The sequence below is a fragment of the Delftia deserti genome (genome assembly GCF_042653485.1).
GTDB lineage: Bacteria > Pseudomonadota > Gammaproteobacteria > Burkholderiales > Burkholderiaceae_C > Comamonas > Comamonas acidovorans.
In genome coordinates this window covers 441,926-458,804 of record NZ_JBHSIH010000001.1, presented here as the reverse complement: position 1 = coordinate 458,804, position 16,879 = coordinate 441,926, and the positions used below count along the sequence as shown (strand labels likewise).

General features: G+C 64.6%; 13 protein-coding genes. 1 reads left to right on the top strand and 12 read right to left on the bottom strand.

Annotated elements, in window-relative coordinates; genetic code table 11:
* The first annotated feature begins 9 nt into the window (after nucleotides 1–9).
* Complete coding sequence (locus ACFPFG_RS02230) at nucleotides 10–2,112, top strand: putative bifunctional diguanylate cyclase/phosphodiesterase (protein WP_380110219.1); 2,103 nt, start codon at nucleotides 10–12, stop codon at nucleotides 2,110–2,112.
* Nucleotides 2,113–2,193: 81 nt separating this feature from the next.
* Here the strand turns inward: ACFPFG_RS02230 and ACFPFG_RS02225 are convergent, their stop codons facing one another.
* The 12 genes from ACFPFG_RS02225 to ACFPFG_RS02170 form a co-directional block, all read right to left on the bottom strand.
* On the bottom strand, nucleotides 2,194–2,334 hold the full coding sequence (locus ACFPFG_RS02225) for a hypothetical protein (RefSeq protein WP_380104772.1): 141 nt from the start codon (nucleotides 2,332–2,334) through the stop codon (nucleotides 2,194–2,196).
* Nucleotides 2,335–2,564: 230 nt separating this feature from the next.
* Nucleotides 2,565–3,356 (bottom strand): DNA adenine methylase, encoded by a 792-nt coding sequence (locus tag ACFPFG_RS02220; RefSeq protein WP_380104771.1) that lies wholly within the window; start codon nucleotides 3,354–3,356, stop codon nucleotides 2,565–2,567.
* A complete protein-coding gene (locus ACFPFG_RS02215) occupies nucleotides 3,277–3,510 on the bottom strand; it encodes a Com family DNA-binding transcriptional regulator (protein WP_380104769.1) in 234 nt (77 codons plus the stop codon). The genes ACFPFG_RS02220 and ACFPFG_RS02215 overlap by 80 nt, the downstream gene beginning before the upstream one ends.
* A 146-nt stretch (nucleotides 3,511–3,656) precedes the next feature.
* Nucleotides 3,657–3,878, bottom strand: a complete 222-nt coding sequence (locus ACFPFG_RS02210) for a hypothetical protein (RefSeq protein ID WP_380104767.1) — start codon at nucleotides 3,876–3,878, stop codon at nucleotides 3,657–3,659.
* Nucleotides 3,871–5,763, bottom strand: a complete 1,893-nt coding sequence (locus ACFPFG_RS02205) for a hypothetical protein (protein WP_380104766.1) — start codon at nucleotides 5,761–5,763, stop codon at nucleotides 3,871–3,873. The genes ACFPFG_RS02210 and ACFPFG_RS02205 overlap by 8 nt, the downstream gene beginning before the upstream one ends.
* Complete coding sequence (locus ACFPFG_RS02200; RefSeq protein ID WP_380104764.1) at nucleotides 5,760–6,203, bottom strand: hypothetical protein; 444 nt, start codon at nucleotides 6,201–6,203, stop codon at nucleotides 5,760–5,762. Before ACFPFG_RS02200 ends, ACFPFG_RS02205 begins: the two co-directional genes overlap by 4 nt.
* Nucleotides 6,200–7,678 (bottom strand): hypothetical protein, encoded by a 1,479-nt coding sequence (locus ACFPFG_RS02195; protein WP_380104762.1) that lies wholly within the window; start codon nucleotides 7,676–7,678, stop codon nucleotides 6,200–6,202. The genes ACFPFG_RS02200 and ACFPFG_RS02195 overlap by 4 nt, the downstream gene beginning before the upstream one ends.
* A gap of 4 nt (nucleotides 7,679–7,682) precedes the next feature.
* A complete protein-coding gene (locus ACFPFG_RS02190; RefSeq protein WP_380104760.1) occupies nucleotides 7,683–8,897 on the bottom strand; it encodes a hypothetical protein in 1,215 nt (404 codons plus the stop codon).
* Nucleotides 8,898–8,918: 21 nt separating this feature from the next.
* Nucleotides 8,919–10,841, bottom strand: a complete 1,923-nt coding sequence (locus ACFPFG_RS02185) for a hypothetical protein (RefSeq protein ID WP_380104758.1) — start codon at nucleotides 10,839–10,841, stop codon at nucleotides 8,919–8,921.
* A gap of 8 nt (nucleotides 10,842–10,849) precedes the next feature.
* Nucleotides 10,850–12,544, bottom strand: a complete 1,695-nt coding sequence (locus ACFPFG_RS02180; RefSeq protein ID WP_380104756.1) for a hypothetical protein — start codon at nucleotides 12,542–12,544, stop codon at nucleotides 10,850–10,852.
* A gap of 3 nt (nucleotides 12,545–12,547) precedes the next feature.
* Nucleotides 12,548–12,931, bottom strand: a complete 384-nt coding sequence (locus ACFPFG_RS02175) for a hypothetical protein (protein ID WP_380104754.1) — start codon at nucleotides 12,929–12,931, stop codon at nucleotides 12,548–12,550.
* Complete coding sequence (locus ACFPFG_RS02170) at nucleotides 12,928–16,842, bottom strand: tape measure protein (protein ID WP_380104752.1); 3,915 nt, start codon at nucleotides 16,840–16,842, stop codon at nucleotides 12,928–12,930. The genes ACFPFG_RS02175 and ACFPFG_RS02170 overlap by 4 nt, the downstream gene beginning before the upstream one ends.
* Nucleotides 16,843–16,879 lie beyond the last annotated feature (37 nt).

Below are 16,879 nucleotides of genomic sequence, written 5' to 3'. Positions count from 1 at the left end.
GCGCTGGCCATGCATGACGCAGGCCCGGTCTCGCCCCTGCCACCGGCAGGCGTATCGCCGCTGCCGCTGTATCTGGGCGCTGCCTGGCCCGAGCGCGGGCACGAGGCAGCAGGCCTTGGCGATACCGGCCAGGTGGTGCTGGAGCAGACGCTGCAGGCCCAGGACCGGCTGTGGCGGCTGAACTTCATTCCCGTGAGTACGGCCCTGTCCTGGGCGGAGCGTGCCCAGCCTCTGGTTCTGTTTGCGCTGGGCATGCTGGTGTCGGCCCTGCTGGCCTCGCTGGCGGCAGCCTGGTGGCGGCGCCATCCGTCCAGCTGGGCCCAGCTGCGCGCCTCTTCCCGCAGCATGCGCGAGAGCGATGCCCGCTTCCAGGCACTGTTCGAGCAGGCCGCCGTGGGCGTGGTGCAGATCGACGCGGCCAGCGGCAATGTCCTGCATGTGAACCGCAGGTATTGCGACATCACCGGCCATGAGGCGCCGCAGCTGTGCCAGCGTCCCCTGCTGGCCCTGGTCGCCGCCGAAACGGTGGAGGGTGACCGGCTGCTGCTGCAGGAGCTGGCTGCGGGCCAGCGCGGCGCCCTGCAGATCGAGCGGCAACTGCGGCGCAGCAACGGCAGCCTGGTCTGGGTGGAACTGCACATCTCCGCGCTGGGCCACGGCCCGTCGCTGCGGCTGATGGCCCTGGTGCAGGACATCAGCGCACGCCGCCACTTGCAGCAAATGCAGCGCGACGGATCGCGCCACCTGCGCATGGTCATCCAGCGCCTGCCCCTGGGCCTGGCCATGCTGCAGGAGGATGGCCGCTTCGCCTACTGGAACGAGGAATTCATGCGCCTGGCAGGCCATGGCGCGACGGCCGGCATGGATGGCGACGGATGGTGGCGCAACATGTGCCCGGACGAAGCCCGCCGCCAGCGCATGCAGCGCCGCTTCGAAGCCGCGCAGGCGCGGGCGCGCGTTGCCCAAAGCCCCCATGGTAGCGAGTCCGACAGCTGCGGTACCCTCAACTCCGAGGAGTACCAACTCATAGGCAGCGACGGCTGCACGCGCTCCGTATCCATCGGCGGGATGCTGCTGGACGAAGGCTGCCTGCTGATCCTGCAGGACCAGAGCCAGCGCAAGACCGCCGAAGAGGAAATCCGCCGCCTGGCCTTCTACGACGCGCTCACCGGCCTGCCCAACCGCCGCCTGCTGGTGGACCGGCTGCAGCAGGCGCTGGCCTCCAGCCGCCGTCGCGGGCGCTGTGGCGCCGTCATGCTGCTGGACGTGGACAACTTCAAGGCCTTCAACGACAGCCTGGGGCTGGAACTGGGCGATGTGCTGCTGCGCATGATTGCCGAGCGACTGGCCCAATCCCTGGACCGCGAAGCCACGCTGGCCCGCCACAGCGGCGATGACTTCGTCGTGCTGCTGGAGGACCTGGGCAAGGACTCCATGCACGCCGCCTCCAAGCTCGAAGGCGAAGTCCAGCGCATGCGTTCGCTGCTGCTGCAACCGCTGCAGCTGGGCGGCCAGGCCTGCCACATCACGCTGAGCATAGGCGCCAGCCTGTTCGGCGAGCAGGAACTCAGTGCCGACGAGGTGCTGCGCCGTGCCGAGATGGCCATGTACCAGGCCAAGGGCATGGGGCGCAACACGCTGCAGTTCTTCGATCCGCAACTGCAGGCCGTGCTCAGATCGCGCACGGCCATGGAGCAGGAAATGCGCGAGGGCCTGGTGCGCTCGCAATTCGTCCTGTACTACCAGCCGCAGGTGGCGAACGGGCGCATCGTCGGCGCCGAGGGCCTGCTGCGCTGGAACCATCCGCGCGAAGGGCTGGTGCCACCGTCGCTCTTCGTCTCGCTGGCCGAGGAAACGGGCCTGATCCAGCAACTGGGCGAATGGGTGCTGGGCGAGGCCTGCCGGCAACTGGCGCAATGGGCGGCGGAGCCGGACATGGCCTGCCTGGTGCTGGCCGTCAACGTCAGCCCGCGCCAGTTCCACCAGGCGCGCTTCGTGGAGCAGGTGCTGCAGGCGCTCAAGGAGCACGGCGCCAACCCGCGCCTGCTCAAGCTGGATGAAGCGCGGCGCGATAAATGGCAGCGCGCGGATGAGATAAATGCGGATGTGTGAACTTTCGCACCAGGAAATAGATTTTCCAGAACCCCAACAAAAAAAGCCGGCGTCTGCCGGCTTTGCTGTATCAGGGCGGTATCAAAGGCTCTTGGCGAGAGCCTGCAGGTTGACCTGCCCGGTAGCGATGGCCGTCAGTTCGGCCTCGGGGAGCATAGTGGTCATGTCGTGCTCCGGTTGATTGTTGCGTTGAGCTTTGCGGCAGCCTGCGGCGTCGTCCATTGGCATGGGCCTTGGCCTTCAGCCGCTTCCTCCGTCCAGCGGGCCAAGATCTGATCATCCGTCCAGCCCTTTGCTACCAAGTACTGGTAGTCGTCTGCGTCGTAGTTGGGGTGTGTCGTCATGGACACCATTGACGCTCTACGCGCCCACATCACCAAGCGGAATGTGGCGTGTCCGACGAGACCATCGGACACCGCACCAACGCTTGACTTGCCGTCCAAGCTGACCACCTAGAACAGGCCTGCTGGCTCAGCCTCTCTGTCCCAGCTGTAGATGACCAGCTCGCCGCGTTCAACCCGATTGGCGCCACCGCCCACGGTGTAGTCCAGCCTGAGCGCCTCCATCTCGAAGCCTCTGAAGCACTCTCGGATCGCGGGGTGATCGTTGATGCTGACCACAGCCTTGCCCTTGATCGTCTTGAGCTTGGCTGCCATCAGCTCGTACTGCTCCCAGGGAAACGGCACGCCGTATCCCTCTGTCTCCCAGTAAGGCGGGTCCGCATAGAACAGCGTGTGCGGTCGGTCGTAGCGGTCAATGCACGCGGCCCAATCGAGCTGCTCGACGTATGTGCCGCCCGCCAGGCGCAAATGCGCTGCTGACAGCGTTTCTTCGATCCTGAGCAGATTGATCGCCGGCGCCGTGGTCGCTGTGCCGAACGTCTGCCCGCTGACCTTCCCCGAGAAACAGTGCTGCTGCAAGTAGAAGAACCTGGCCGCACGCTGCACGTCCGTGAGCGTCTCCGGCCTTGTCTCTTGCAGCCATTTGAAGACCTGTCGGCTCGTCAGCGCCCATTTGAACTGCCTGACGAACTCCTCCAGGTGGTGGGTGACGACGCGATAAAGATTGACCAGGTCGCCATTCACGTCGTTCAGCACCTCGACGTCGGCCGGGTGGCGAGCGAAGTAGACGGCCGCACCGCCCGCGAACAGCTCCACATAGCAGCTATGGACGGGAAACCGCTTGAGCAGCAGGTCGACCAGGCGGCGTTTGCCGCCGATCCAGGGAATGATGGGATTTGTCATTTATCTCAGCTGACGGCCCTCGCTGGGGCTCTGATGGGGCGCTCACGGCGCTCAGCTGATTGAAGGCCCCACACCTGGGGCACTTGATGCAAAGGCGGATGTACTCCCCCTCTGCCAGTTTGCGGCGGCAGGAGCCGCAGCGTATTTCCTGCATTGCAAGCCTTTTTCCGTATGTGAAATCCGGTATGCTCCGCGCACTCTGTACAGGGTGGCGGGCCTCGCCGGGCTTGCAGGCATGCACTGCGTGTTCGGGGCTCGACCTGGTGTTACCGCACCTGGCCGGGTCGCCCGTCTTTTTTTTCAGATCACGTCTATATAAACAGGTAGGTCGGGCGCTGGCCCCTGGATCACTCCTTCCAAAACAAAAACACTGGCCCCCTCGGCGGCCTGGCCCTTGGCACGCACCCGGCCAGCGCCGGGCAGCTCCACAGTGACCGCGCCATCGGCGACGGCCACCACCTTGCCGATCTGCACTCGGCCAGGCACGAGGATTTCTTTGAGCTGCAGGTAGAGGTTAGACATGGCTGTCGACCTCCAGCGCCTGCGTCAAAACCGGAAACTGCTGCGAGATCGACGTGCCCCGCACGATGCCAAGGCGCCGCGTGCCGGCGTCGTCGTAATAGCGCAGCACGCGGCCTGGCTTGATCACGCCCGTTTCTGCAAGCACGGGCAGCGTCATCTTGTGTTTGAGCTGTCGACCGGAGTCAGCCAGCTCGGCAATTGCGCGGGCCTTTGCGGCGCCGATGTTCGTAATGAGTGGATGCACGGCCATCGGCTGCTTGAGCACGTCGCCAGCGGTACCGGTGCGCGTCAGGTCGCCCATGACGCCGCCAGACTCGCCCGCAACGAATATGCGGTTGTACTCGGGGACGTCGATCACCTCCGTCTCGTCCACCTCGGCAATGCCTTCGGGCAGATCGATGTCGGGCACCAGTTCGCTCCACCGCCACCAGGGCAGCGGCCACGCCGGCAGCGCATGCAGGACGGGGGCCGTGTCGTGCGGCTGCAGGTAGCCGCCCACGCTGCCTGCGATGTCTGTGAGTGCGCTGATGTAGGTGCCCTGGTGCATCCAGACGCCACTGGGAACAAGCCAGTCCGAGAGCTGGAAATCCACGCTCCATCCGAAGCCCACGCCATTGACCGTCAGCACTTCGCTCATGAGCTGCTGCGCGGTGCGATCCAGCGCATGAGAGAACGTCTGCACAGGCGCGTGCGGCGCATCCAGCAGCGCGGCTTTACCCCGGCCCGAGACAGTGACCATGTGCTCGGGAAACCGCTTGCTGCGGCCGATGCGCTCGCCCTGCAGCCGGAAGGGCTGGCCGTTCACGCGCACCTCCAGCTCGACAGGCTGACCGCCTGGGCCGGGCATGAGCGCGTCGCGCGCCGAGGCGTGGAAGCTCGCCGAAAACGTCCAGGTCCAGGACTGGCGGTTGAGCGCCATCGAAAAGCTCTCGCTGGGCAGCGGGTCGCCGGCAAGGTCGTCAGCGCGCCGGATCTCGACTGAATTGATCACGATGTATGTCCTCCGGGGCGGCACAACGATGCCCGGTGTCGGGGTACTACGGTCTTCGCAGATGAAGACCAGGCGCGTGGGCCGGCCGCTGACTGCCGGTAGCCGGAACAGCAGACGCACGGGCGAGCTGGGCACATAGCAAGGCGTCTTGCCAGGGGGAACGACAACGGGGCTCTCGCCTGACGCGGGCCGGATGGCCTCCTGCCAGTTCGGCTCCATGACGATGCGCCAGCGATCCGCGTCGCCGAATCCCGTGCGCAGCCACTCGGAGCGGGGCACAGCCTCTTGCCAGGCGCTCGCCACGGCCCCACGCATGCGCAGCGCTTCCTGGTACTCGACGACCAGGCCGCCCCGCAGCCCCTCACCTTGCTGCCAAGCACTGGCGCTGGCCGCACGGACGCGCAGGGCCTCATGCCATGCGGTGTAAACCGCCGCGCGCCGGTCCTCGCCCTCTTGCCAGGCGCTCGCCACGGCCCCACGCATGCGCAGCGTTTCATACCAAGCAGCCATCTCTCCCGCACGCAGACCGTCGCCAGGCTGCCATGCACTGGCACACGCGACGCGCAGTTGCGCGGTCTCCTGCCATGACGTCTCCAGCGCTTGCGCGAGGGGCGCAGCCGCCTGCCAGGCCGTCGCCAGCTCGGACCGCGTCGTGCGGCTCACGTTGGCATCCCACTGGCTGCGGACGTGGCCGCGCAAGCCGGTCACGCGGCCGGCGCCCGAGGCGCGGACTGCCAAGCGGGCGCGGATGTGTCCGCGCAGGCCCGTGACGAGACTGCCGCCATCAACGGTGACGGGTGGAGGCGTGCTCCCATCGTCGCGCCCGAACACCAGCGGCACCGGGCTGCCCGTGTGAGGCGCCGAGCGGAAGAGAAGTCTGGTGCTGTCTGTCATGACAGGGCCACCATGCCGAGCTGGACCAGGCCGCCCGTGTAGAGCATCGGCGATGTCTCGCCTTCGGGCGTGGCGCCGCCAACGACGCGCAGGCCGCCGCCGTGGTCCATGTCAGTGACGTCGCAGCGCGCCAGCACGGCACCATCGGCCGCACGCCACTCGGCCCACCTCGGCAGGCCGTTGGACTGCACCATGGCGCCGGCAGGCGTCTCAACATAGAGCACCAAGCTGCTGCCGATGATCGCGCCGCTCGGCCGGGCCAGGACGATCTCGGCCTGGGGCGCGTCCGCGTGGGGGTCCGTGATCAGCGCCGGCCTGGCTGTCGAGAACAGCGCCAAGCTGGCCCTGCCAGGCCCGGCGTCGGCACGCGTGAGCATCGCGGCAAGTTGTGCCAGGGCCGTGGTCTGTGTGATCTCCCAACTTGTCGATGGCGCGCTCATGGCATCAGCTCCATGCCGCCCGTGACCAGGCTCAGGTTGTCAGCGATGACCGCGCGGTAGTTGTGCTCGTAGTCGTGAGCGATGACCGTGTAAGCGTGGTCAGTCTCCAGCCATTGAAAGTCATAGGCCCCGGTCACGGCATCGCTCCACTGCTGCTGCACGACCATGAGATCGAGGTCGCGGAGCAGTGTCACGCGCCGGCGAAGCGGTACGTCTGCAGGCGACGCATCGCGCTCGACCGTGCCGCGAATGCGGCCGTTGGCTGCCCTGTCGAACAAATAGTTGGTCCTGGACTTGCCGACCAGCCCCACGAGAGTTTTGCCGAGAGGGGGCATTGCTCCTGCAGACGCGACATTTGCCACAGCGGCCGGCGCGGAGCGGCCCTGCACCTTGTGCATCTTGATGCGCGACTGTGCGATCAACGTGTCGTCAGGGCTGAAAGCCTCAGAGTGAAAAGCGCTGCCTCGTTGAAACTGCAAACGCCGGACAAAGCCGTTGAAATACGTTGCGGACGTCGTGTCCCCAGACGCGCCAACCCACACGCCGCCGACCGACCGGATCGCCCCTGTGTACGTTGCCGCCCCTTGCAGCACCCCGTCGATGTACAGCGTGATTGTGTTGCCCACGCGATTGAATTCCACGTCGTACTTTGTTGCGGGCGCGAGCACCGCAAGGCTCTGCAGCACGGGGAACGCGCCATTGAGCGCGACGCTCAGCCGCCCCGGGACTTGAAAGTGGTTGTCTGCGATGGCGAGGCCGCTGTTGGCCGCAAACGAGTCATACAGCGAGACTATCGTTGCGTAGTTTGTCGACGTCGCAACGCGCTCGTACTGGAACCGGATGCCCATGTCCCCCTGCCCGAAGTTGTACTCGTCGCGGTACGCCAAAAACAGATAGTCGCCGTTGCCTCCGAAGCGAATCGCACCATCAGGGAACCGACTCGAAGTCTTGATCATCGCGCTGCCGCGCACGGACACTGACCGGCCAGTGCTGTCAACGATGGCTGTCGATCCATCGGCCCCCCGGCCCTCAATCGCCAGCACCGTGCGGTCAAGATCGCTGAAGAGAAGGCGGGGCTCACTCTGCGTCAGTTTGAAAGATCCGGGGAATGCGATGCCGCTGAAAGCGCCATAGATCTCCCACGACACCGCGTCGTCAGAACTCTGCAGCGTGAGGATCAGTGGAAAGCGGCGCGGGTCGGCGGACGAGCCGAGGCGGATGTCGGTTACGTCCTGAGGAGTCGCTCCAAAATCCCAGATCAACGTCACACCACGCGGCAAGCTGACGGCGGCGCCTGCCGCACCGTCTGAGAGTGCTGCAACGCTGGCGCCGTTGCTTGCGATGAGCGTGGCTGCCCCATCAACGCGCGTCGTCCCGGCGAGCAACTGGAACTCTGTCAGTTCGGTCACGGCGCCGTTGTCGTAGGGCTCTATGCCCCAGGCGCGCCAGTAGCGATGTGCTGCCATGGTTGCCATGGTGTCAGCGCCAAGGTCCGGTGACGTCAATGAACAAGACGCTGGTGTTGCCGCTCGAAGAGGTGTAGTCAAAGTTGTTGCCGCCCGAGCCGTGCACTGCTACAAGAGTTTTGCCAGTGAGCGCACCCGTGCCTGGAACCCGGTCACCTGAGCGGAAATTGTCGTAGCCGGCCGACTGCAGCATTTGATATGACCCTGGGATCTCCGCTCTTGGAAAGTTGTTGTCAGCAGTACCGATGAAGCGGCGCGCCAGGTAGAGGCCACCATCGATGGGGTTTGGAAAAGCGCCGTGAATGCCGGTGATGCCGCTAGTCTGGGCCGCCGAGGCACCCCCTCCCCACACATTGAGCTTGTGCAGCACGCACGACCCTAGCCCCGAGTACGCACGCGCGCACGCAGAAATCCCCGCCGAAGTCGACGACAAACAGTTGTCGAACTGGGTGTAGCTGGTGCCTGAAGTTGAATAGTTGAGCAAGCATGCGTATGCATCGCCCGATGGACGTGTTACGACGGGATCGCCGAACGCGCGGATGTTCCCGATCTGCCGATTTGCGGCGTTCGCAGTACCCGGCAGCGTTGAGATGTAGAAGAATCGACTGTCAGCCGCGAAAGCCCAGCCCACGGGATTGTTGCTGGCCGCGCTGGATTTCGGCCAGTACCCGCCGCCGCCTTGTTGGCTATCGAGCGGGAACAAGCCCGTGCCTATGTTCGCATCTTGCATCGTCTCAAAACCCCGCACGCGCACAAACTGCGCATTGCTGTCATCGACTCGCAGCAGCATCTTGCTCGACTGCGGGTCAGTGCTCTGATACACCGCGACGTTGGTACCGGTGAAGGCCTTGACCCAGCCTGCCGGCGCCATCTTGATCGTGATCGTGCCCGTGTACGTGCCATCCGGGAGCGTCGTCGCAAAGCGCACCAGTCCAGCGCCCACAGCCGTCACTTTCTGCTCGCCGTTGTGCCCGGCCCAGCCGGCCGGGCCACCGGCTACCCCGGCAACAAGGATCACAGAGTCCACGATAGCGCTGTGCTGACCGGAAAACGCCGCTGTGGCCACGCCGCCCACGACCGTCAGCGACGTGAGCGTCTTCGTGTCAAAGCCGGTCACCAGCATGGCGTCGAGCAGCGCGATCATCGAGCCCACGGTGCCGCTCAGGGCAGGGGCACCGGTCATGGTGCTCAGGAAGTGCTTGACGGAGGTATCAACAGGGGATGCCATGGATGTGCTCTTTATGGAGTTTTAAAAGTTAGCCTCGGGCGCGCGGCCCACGTCACCGCGCTGTACGATCCAACAGCGGTCATCAATGCCTGCCGGGCTCGACGGCTGTGTGCAGCGGACCATGTCGATGGCGGCTTCGGCGCCGATGGTGTCGATGAACACCACGTTGCCTCCGACCCACCCTGCGCCCCAGCCTTCGGTGCGTATGCGCATATAGGGAGCACCGGCCGCAGCGTTGAGCGGCGCGAAGTCCGCGTTGATGCTGCCGCTGGCGATCTGGCCCAGGTGCTGGCCGATCAGGTCGAACGTGCTCCCGTCCTGGCGGATACGCAGCGCCCAGCGCTCTGTGATGGCGCCCAGGTTCGAGACCTCAATCGGGAAATCGTTGTGCCGGTAGGTTGCCGCGGCCTCGCCCTTGTTGGGGTCGACACCGTCATACCAGGTGGTGCCGTTCCAAGACGCCTGGTCGTACACGCGGGAGACGCGGGCGAAGCGGTCACCGAAGCGCAGCGCGGTCGAGAACACGGCCCCAGCAGGAAAGGCATAGCCCACGGGCTGCGTGAGCTTGACTTTCCCGTCAATGCGAACTTCTGCGATCTGCCGGTAGACCTCGGTGCGACCGATGACTTTCACCGCTGCCGGGTAGCCGGCGAGGTCGGTGAATTTGACCGTGCCGGCGTCGAGATCAGCCGTGTAGCCCGTGCGGATCTCCGCGCCTGTGATCGCGTCAAGCATCTGAACGAAGGACAGGCGCTCATGGCCTAGGTTGAATGTCTGGCCGACCTGCGGAGCGAACTGGACGCCCCCATGCGTGATACCGATGACGCAGGTGTCGCCCGGCCGCGCGAATGCGACGCGGCCGTCCGAGGGCAGCGCTGCGGGGTCGATGCCCATGAGCGTCACGTCGACCGGCAGATAGATGTAGCTCACAGCGCTGTAGCGCAGCGTCGTCGGGTCCACCGGCCACGGCCGCCAGATCCGGCCAGGCTGCACGACACCGACATCGGCCGCGCTGTACCACCACTCGGCCTTTTCCTCGGCCGAGAGACTGGAGTCGAGCACGAAGTCGCCGAACATCAGCTGCACGCCGCCCCGGCTGAAATCAACGCGGCCCCACATGTGCGAGCCTGTGACGTTGCCCTGCGCATCGACGTTCGCGGTCAACGTGTTGCCGCGCATGTCGACCACGGTCAACACAAAACCGCCCGCGCCCGCGCGCAGTGGGGCCGCATCGGTGTTGAAGAACACGCTGGCCGTGGACCACTGCCCCGCTTGCGTCCACAGGCTCTGCAGTTGGAAATCCGTGGCGCCGGACCCGCCAACGACATAGTCATACATGCCCACTGTGCCGGCCGCATAGTCGATCTTGCCGCTGGCAACGCCCGGGTCGGTATCCGTGCGGCCGCGATAGATCACGCCCTCGAAATCGACATAGGTCTGGCCCATCCAGCGAAACTGCACCGAACCTGGAACGACGCGCTGTGAGGTGTAAGGGCACAGGTCCATGGTGACTTCTGCGGGCTTGTAGGTCTCGCTGTGGCTGCGGGGCACGCCAGCACCGACCCGGTACCGCGCGACGATGCTGGAGCCCCCAAGCATCTCTTCGCCGACGCCGGCCGTGCCGTAGCTGCCGCCCTTTTTGCCGTTGTCCTGCCAGACGCCCGAGCCATCGCCCACCGCCCGCGAGAACTGTTTGGAGTCCTCGTAGTCGCTGCGGTAGGACTCTGTCTTGCGGTCGAAATCGATCATCTTGAGCTGGACCTGCTTGCCCGCATAGTCGACGGTGCCCAGCGCTGCAGCGAAGCGGCCGGCACCATCGTCGGTCACTGTTTTGATGGAGACCAGGCGGTTGTCTGCCGTGGTTCCGCTCTGTTCAGAGAGGCTCGCGCTGCTGCCATTTGTTGTTGTGACCGCTACGGGGCGGAGGATCATTTCGTATGCCATGGGGCGTCCTATACGTATGCAGCACGAATGGCGATGTTTTGACCGGGCGACTGCGGCTCTTGCCATTCCGGCGTCGCTTTGAAGATGTAGTTCACGTCTGCGGTCTTGCTCGATGTCGTGGTGGTCAAGTTGCCGCCTGCGGTCTGGCTCACGGCGCGTGCGACGCACCACTCGATTTGCAACGTCCCTGCCGCAGGCTGCTGGGCCAAAGTAAATGCTGCAAAGCCCGCCGCATCGGGGCCGCCGTTGATGAACTCAGTGACCAACGTTTCGAGCTGGCAATCGACCTGCAGCTCCGCGCCTGGGTCAGGCATAAAGCTGGGCCTCAACAGCACGGTGCGACTGTGGTAATCAACAACGCCCGTCGCGGCGCCCGCGAGCTTGCCCGCGTCGGCTTCTGTGACTGTCCGCACCACGCCGCCGCTGGGGTACTTGACGACCAGGGTGCCCGGCACGATGCGGTCGTGCTTTGTGGCTTCGTCCTGGCCGCCCACAACCCAGCAGTACTCAGGGGGGCGGATGGCCGCGCCCTGGTTGGCGCGGTTGGTGTACGACACGCGGGCGCCATGCGTGAGCGCGATTGAGCTGCCGATGTCCGGGATGGATTTGAGCGTGGCGCTGATGCTGCCAGTCAAGTAGTTGACCGCGCCGCCGCCTGCGCCCACAAGCTTGCCGGTGCCATCGTCAGTCAGCGTGTAGCGCTGGCCAAGGGACCAATAGTCGATGAAGACAGTGCCGGGCTCGGGCAGCGGCGTGCACTGCCACACGAAAGTTAGGCCCGCGTTCTCTTCCTGGATCTTGTAGCGCTGGGTGTGAGGCGTGATGCCGACCTCAACGCGGCGCGGCGCCTCGGCGAGCACGATCGTGCGGCGCGCAGCCGGCATCTGGTCGACCGAGGCCACCTCGGAGCGGCTGTTGGGCACGACCTGGGTGTAAATGCTGGCGAGCTGGAGCCATGCGTCATTGATGGCCGTGGCTGCTGTCAGGCGGGTTGCGCTGTAGAACAGACCGGAGTCGCTGTAGACGGTCTCGCGCGTCAGCGTCTTTCCTGCAGCACGGGCGAAAGTGCGCGTTGCAGGGGAGCCGGGAAAGTCATATAGGAGCCCATCGAACAGCTCACAGGTGGTCACCTGGGCCTGGAAATCCACGAGCTGCCCACCCACAAGTTCGGTGAACATGCGGATCACCGTGTCCGTCGCCTTCACACGGATGCGCTGCCGGCGCTCGCCTGCCTGGCCCTCGTTGTAGACGAGCACGAACGTGCGCCCAATCGCCGGAGGCGGCATGCCGGGGCGTTGAAAAATCTGGATGCTGCGCATCGTCGTGTAGTGGTTCTCAAGCAAGTAGCCAGAAAACTCACTGCCGGCAGCCATTCCCGATTCGATGCGCCTGGCGATATCGGCGCGCGTCGCAAAGGGGCTCTTGAGCGATAGCAGCGTCACCGAGACATTGGGGTCTGCAGGGGGCTCGGCAAGGATCACGTTGCAGCCCATGAATGGTGTGCGATCCGTATTCCTGAGCACGCCGAAAATCTGATAAATCTCGACGCGGCCGGTGGTCCTGGTCTCCTCCGAGATGTCCGGAAAAATCTCGTTCGAGCGGCCCGATGTGAGCAGTTGGGAAGACGGCGGACCGCCGCCCTCGGATACGTCGGCCATGTTCGCCGAGCGTGCAAAACGGATGTCGCCTGCGAGCAGGGGCATGGTTCAAACCTCCAAAAACTTGAACGAGGGCACGTACTGCAGTTCGGCGGTGTGCTCACCGTCGAGCAGGCGCCAGATTGGGCTCGCCTGAAACTCCAGAAACAACACGGCGCGCGGCGCGCCGCGCACGATGAGCTGGAAGGTGGCGCCAGGCAGCGCCTGCCAGGTCCTGAGCTGGTCGCACAACGCCCGGGAGATCCAGGCTTGGGAGTCGCGGCCGTCCAGCGTGATCGGCCGCCCGGCCTGGCGCAGGCCGACATGCACATGCAGCGCGCCGCTGGTGCTGTAGCGCGTCTCTGTGACAGCAGGGCTCCATGCGTACTCATCTGTCCAGATGAGCCGATCGGAAAGCTCCAGCGTCGTGCCTGCGCGGGTGAGCGTGATCATTGCGCCACTCCCTTCGCCTGTGCCAGCTTGCGCATGAGATCGACCTCGGTGTCTGCACTCTGCTTGCTGGTGTGGCTCGTCGTGCCGCTCAAGAAGCCCCAGGGCTCGACGCCATTGATCGTGATGTTGTTGATGTAGGTGTTGCCGCCCTGGCCAGGGGCTGGTGCGGGGGCCGGGCCAGGAGCAGGTGCCGGCGCGGGCGTAGAAGGCTTGCCCTTTGCCTGCTCCAGCATGTAGGCCGCTTCATGCTTGCCGCTGTCGTCGTACTTGTAGTACTCGGCCATCTTGCCTAATGCTGATGCGAGCGTGCTGTTCCTGCCGCCCCACCTGATTTGCACGTCCGACGCTTCATAGGGAACGTCGCCGTTGGCATCCAGGAATTGCTTCGACAGCTCGACAGCGACCGCTTCATCAAGCCCCGCTTGCTTCAGGTAGTCGATGATCATCGCGCGCGTCCAGACGAACTGCGACTGCACATTGCCCTTGGCATCCGAGCTGAAGCCATCCTTGTTGCGATACCCCGAGCCGATGCGCTGCACGCCTTCGCCCAGTTCCTCTGGCTTGTCGCCTTCGCCCGGACGCCCGTGCTTTTCTTTGACGCGCTGCTGGTAGGCCGCCAGGGCGGCGTCCGCTTCCTTGACCGCCGATGTGACGCCCTTCCAATCCCCTGCCATTGAGCCACCTGCACGCCGGCTTGCGTCCGCTGCACTGCCGATGTTGTCGCGCACTTTGAGGACGCTCTTGCCGGCCTTGTCGACCTCCAGGTCGAAGCCACGGATGGCGGCTTCACTGCGGACCCATGCCGGTGCTATCCCGTTACCGGCTTCGATGGCGGCTTCCGCAGCACGCTTGAAGCCAGCAGACAACTCACGCGCGCTCGCCGTTCCGCTGGTGCGGATGACCTCATATGCTTCTTTTGAGGTAGCCGCCGTTCTCTTGAGACTCTCGTCGGATGTGATGCCCAACTGCTTCATCGCCTCGCGGACATCATCAATACCAGGCTTAATCTTGTTGATCGCGTCCTTGAGCTCATCGGCTTTCACCTTGGCCTGTTCAAGCAGGCCGTCGGCGACCTTGTCACCGAGTACCTTGCGCACCTGCTCAATCTGGGAGCGCACTGCCGCCAGTGCCTTTTCTGAGTCTGCGGTGTTGATCGCCTTGGACAGAGACAACGACAACACGCGTCCAACATCCGCCCCCGTCTCTTTCAGACGGTCCAGGTTCTGGATGATCAGATGGGTATCGTTGATCGCACTTTGCGCCGCCTTGCCCATCCCCCCAGAAATCACATCGAAGTCGCCGCCGGCCCTGCGCACCGCTTCGCGCAAGCCCGCATCAATGATTTCCTTCAGGCGGCCAACGCCTTCCCACGTTTTGTCCAACGCACTGCGCGCACGCAGCTCGAAGTCGGACAGATCGATGTCCTTGAGTTGATTCGCCCACTCGTCGCGGAACTGCTTTGCAGTGATCTTTCCTTGCTGCAGCAACCCATCCAGGACCACAGCGGCATCACGAATGCCAGGGGCTGTGCTCAGGTCGAAGTCCTTTCCGATCTTGGAAAGTGCTTCGCTGGTTTTCCCACCTTGCTCCATCAGGCGGTCAAACGCTGTGAGCGCATCTGTCGCTTTGAAACTGGTTTTTTCCAGTGACGCGTTGACGTCTTCCACAGCCTTCTTGGGCTGGTTTGTTGCTGGAGGCGTCTCCAACATCTTGCGAACCGCAGCATCGCCTTCTTCCGCAGCACGCTTAGCGCGAAAGAACTCCTGAGCCAGTTCTGCTACCCCCAAGGCCAGGCCAATGCCCGTCAGCGACCGCAATATCCTCAATGCAATCGCCATGCGCCCGCCAGCGGCTGCCGCTGCATCCATCTGCACTGCTGCCGTGGCGCTGGCCACCCCGGCAGCCGTCATGCCGGCCCCGGCAGCACGCGCACCCGTGGCCAAGGCCCACAGCGTTTGCGCGGCATTTACGGCTTTCAAGGCCAGCAGTACCTTGACGGCCAATTCAATGGCAGGCGCCATCGCAACCAATGCCTGCGTTGCGGTTTCAGCCATGGTGGCCACCTGCAGGAAGGCGTCGGCAATCTCCTTGGCCTTCTTCTGCAGCTCGCCGCTCTCCTTCATGCGCTCGAACTCGGCCAGCAGCTCCCGCACCTTGTCGGTCAGCCAGTCGAGCACCCCGGCTTGCGCCACCATGTCAAAGAACTCGGCCAGCGCGTCCTTGGCATTTGCGACCGCACCCGCGTAGGTGCGCATAAGCTTGTCGCTGGCCCCCTCGTTCATGCGACCCAGCTCGTCGATGAGTTTGCTGATCACGTCACGGCCGAGCAGTCCTGCCTCGCTCATGCGCTGCAGCTCGGGTACGGTTCGCCCTGTCGCCCGCGCCAGGGCATCCCATACCGGCACGCCGCGTTCGGCCAGTTGGAGGATTTCCTCTCCCTGCAGCTTGGTCTTGGTCCATGCTTGGCCGAGGGCAAGCGTCACGCCCGTCAATTTATCCGTGCCGCCGCCCAGGTTGGCAGCGACATCTGCGATGGAGCGCATCTGCGCCTCAGTCGGCTTCATACCGAAGGAGGTGAGCGTGACAAACGACTCGGTGAGTCCTGCCACATCGAATGGCGTGGAGGCGGCCAACTGCTTGAGCATCCCAAATGCTTGCGTTGCCGACTCGGTGCTGCCCAGTAGGTTGCTCAGGCGCACCTGGAGGTTTTCAAACTGGGACCCCGTCTCGACGACACTCTCTGCCAGTGACTTGAGTTGGCCGAGCCCGACCAGGGCTCCGCCCCAAGCTGCCGCCTTGCGCGCAGCATCGGCCATGGAGGTGCCCGTGTTCTGCGTGGCAGTGCCCAGTTGCTGGGTGGCATCGGTCGTTTTATCGGCCTCAGCGCGCAGTTGCCCTATGCGCTGGGTGAAGGCGGCTACGGCGGCAGCCTTGTCCGCAGGAAGAATGTCCGCCGAGTTGCGGATTTGCGCCAACGCCACCTGCAGTTCGTGCACGGCAGCCTCGGCCTGACGAACGCCGCCCATGCCCAGCTTGCGAAACGCCTGCTCCAGGCCTGCAGGTGCCTGCACGCCATCCATGCCGAGCTTGCGCAGATCCTGCTCAAACGCCCGCGCCGCCTGGGCTGCATCTGCCTGGCTTTGCGCAATGCGCCGGGCGCTCTGTGCAGCGCCTTCAAGGCCCTGCTGGGCCTGGCGTGAGGCAGCGTCCACCTGCTTTTGCGCCTCGCTCAGGCTGGTGGTATCCAAGCCCAGCTGGCGGGCTACCTCGCGCGTCGTCTCCATGGCCCGGCGTTTGTCGCCCAGGGCTGCCGATGCTTTGCCGGCAGACTTGGTTGCACCGTCGTACTCGCGCTGCAGGGCCTTCTCTTCGTCAGCCGCCGTGCGCGTAGCTGCTGCAGCTTGCGATAGACCCTCTTTCTGGGCTTGCAGTTGTTGACGCAGCTCGGCAATCGCCGATTGCGCCTGCGCGACTGAAGCCTTGTATTCAGTCGTTGCACGCGTGGCCTGGTCGCTGCCGCTGCGCAGCTCGCTAAGGGCTTGCTGCATGCCCTTGATGTCGGCCTGAGCCGCCTGCACCGCTTGGCCCGCCTGGCGTTCGGCCTGTGCCAACGCCTGAGTTTTTGCTGCTGCGTCAGGAAGGGCAGCAGCCAGCCGGTCCACGTTGGCGCTCGCCTGTTCGAGTTGCTGGCTGCAAGTGCGGCTTTCTGCGCCCAGGCTGCGCAGCGTATCTATGGCCTGCTGCTGCTGCGCCACGTCCTGGAGCTGGCGGGCGACTTCCGCCGCCTGGGCCTTGAGCTCGGCAGCTTCGGCGCTGGCTTCATCCAGGCCACCTGCCAGGCGCGAGAGGTTGTTCAATCCCTCGCTCTTGACGCCAATCGTGTAATCAACCCGCTTGTCCTGCTGGCTCATGATGTGCGGCGCTACGGCCCTCGTCCTCTTCTACAAC

Coding starts and splice junctions, on each gene's coding strand:
- ACFPFG_RS02230 (WP_380110219.1), top strand. CDS start 10: ATGCATGACGCAGGCCCGGTCTCGCCCCTGCCACCGGCAGGCGTATCG.
- ACFPFG_RS02225 (WP_380104772.1), bottom strand. CDS start 2,334: ATGGACGACGCCGCAGGCTGCCGCAAAGCTCAACGCAACAATCAACCG.
- ACFPFG_RS02220 (WP_380104771.1), bottom strand. CDS start 3,356: ATGACAAATCCCATCATTCCCTGGATCGGCGGCAAACGCCGCCTGGTC.
- ACFPFG_RS02215 (WP_380104769.1), bottom strand. CDS start 3,510: ATGCAGGAAATACGCTGCGGCTCCTGCCGCCGCAAACTGGCAGAGGGG.
- ACFPFG_RS02210 (WP_380104767.1), bottom strand. CDS start 3,878: ATGTCTAACCTCTACCTGCAGCTCAAAGAAATCCTCGTGCCTGGCCGA.
- ACFPFG_RS02205 (WP_380104766.1), bottom strand. CDS start 5,763: ATGACAGACAGCACCAGACTTCTCTTCCGCTCGGCGCCTCACACGGGC.
- ACFPFG_RS02200 (WP_380104764.1), bottom strand. CDS start 6,203: ATGAGCGCGCCATCGACAAGTTGGGAGATCACACAGACCACGGCCCTG.
- ACFPFG_RS02195 (WP_380104762.1), bottom strand. CDS start 7,678: ATGGCAACCATGGCAGCACATCGCTACTGGCGCGCCTGGGGCATAGAG.
- ACFPFG_RS02190 (WP_380104760.1), bottom strand. CDS start 8,897: ATGGCATCCCCTGTTGATACCTCCGTCAAGCACTTCCTGAGCACCATG.
- ACFPFG_RS02185 (WP_380104758.1), bottom strand. CDS start 10,841: ATGGCATACGAAATGATCCTCCGCCCCGTAGCGGTCACAACAACAAAT.
- ACFPFG_RS02180 (WP_380104756.1), bottom strand. CDS start 12,544: ATGCCCCTGCTCGCAGGCGACATCCGTTTTGCACGCTCGGCGAACATG.
- ACFPFG_RS02175 (WP_380104754.1), bottom strand. CDS start 12,931: ATGATCACGCTCACCCGCGCAGGCACGACGCTGGAGCTTTCCGATCGG.
- ACFPFG_RS02170 (WP_380104752.1), bottom strand. CDS start 16,842: ATGAGCCAGCAGGACAAGCGGGTTGATTACACGATTGGCGTCAAGAGC.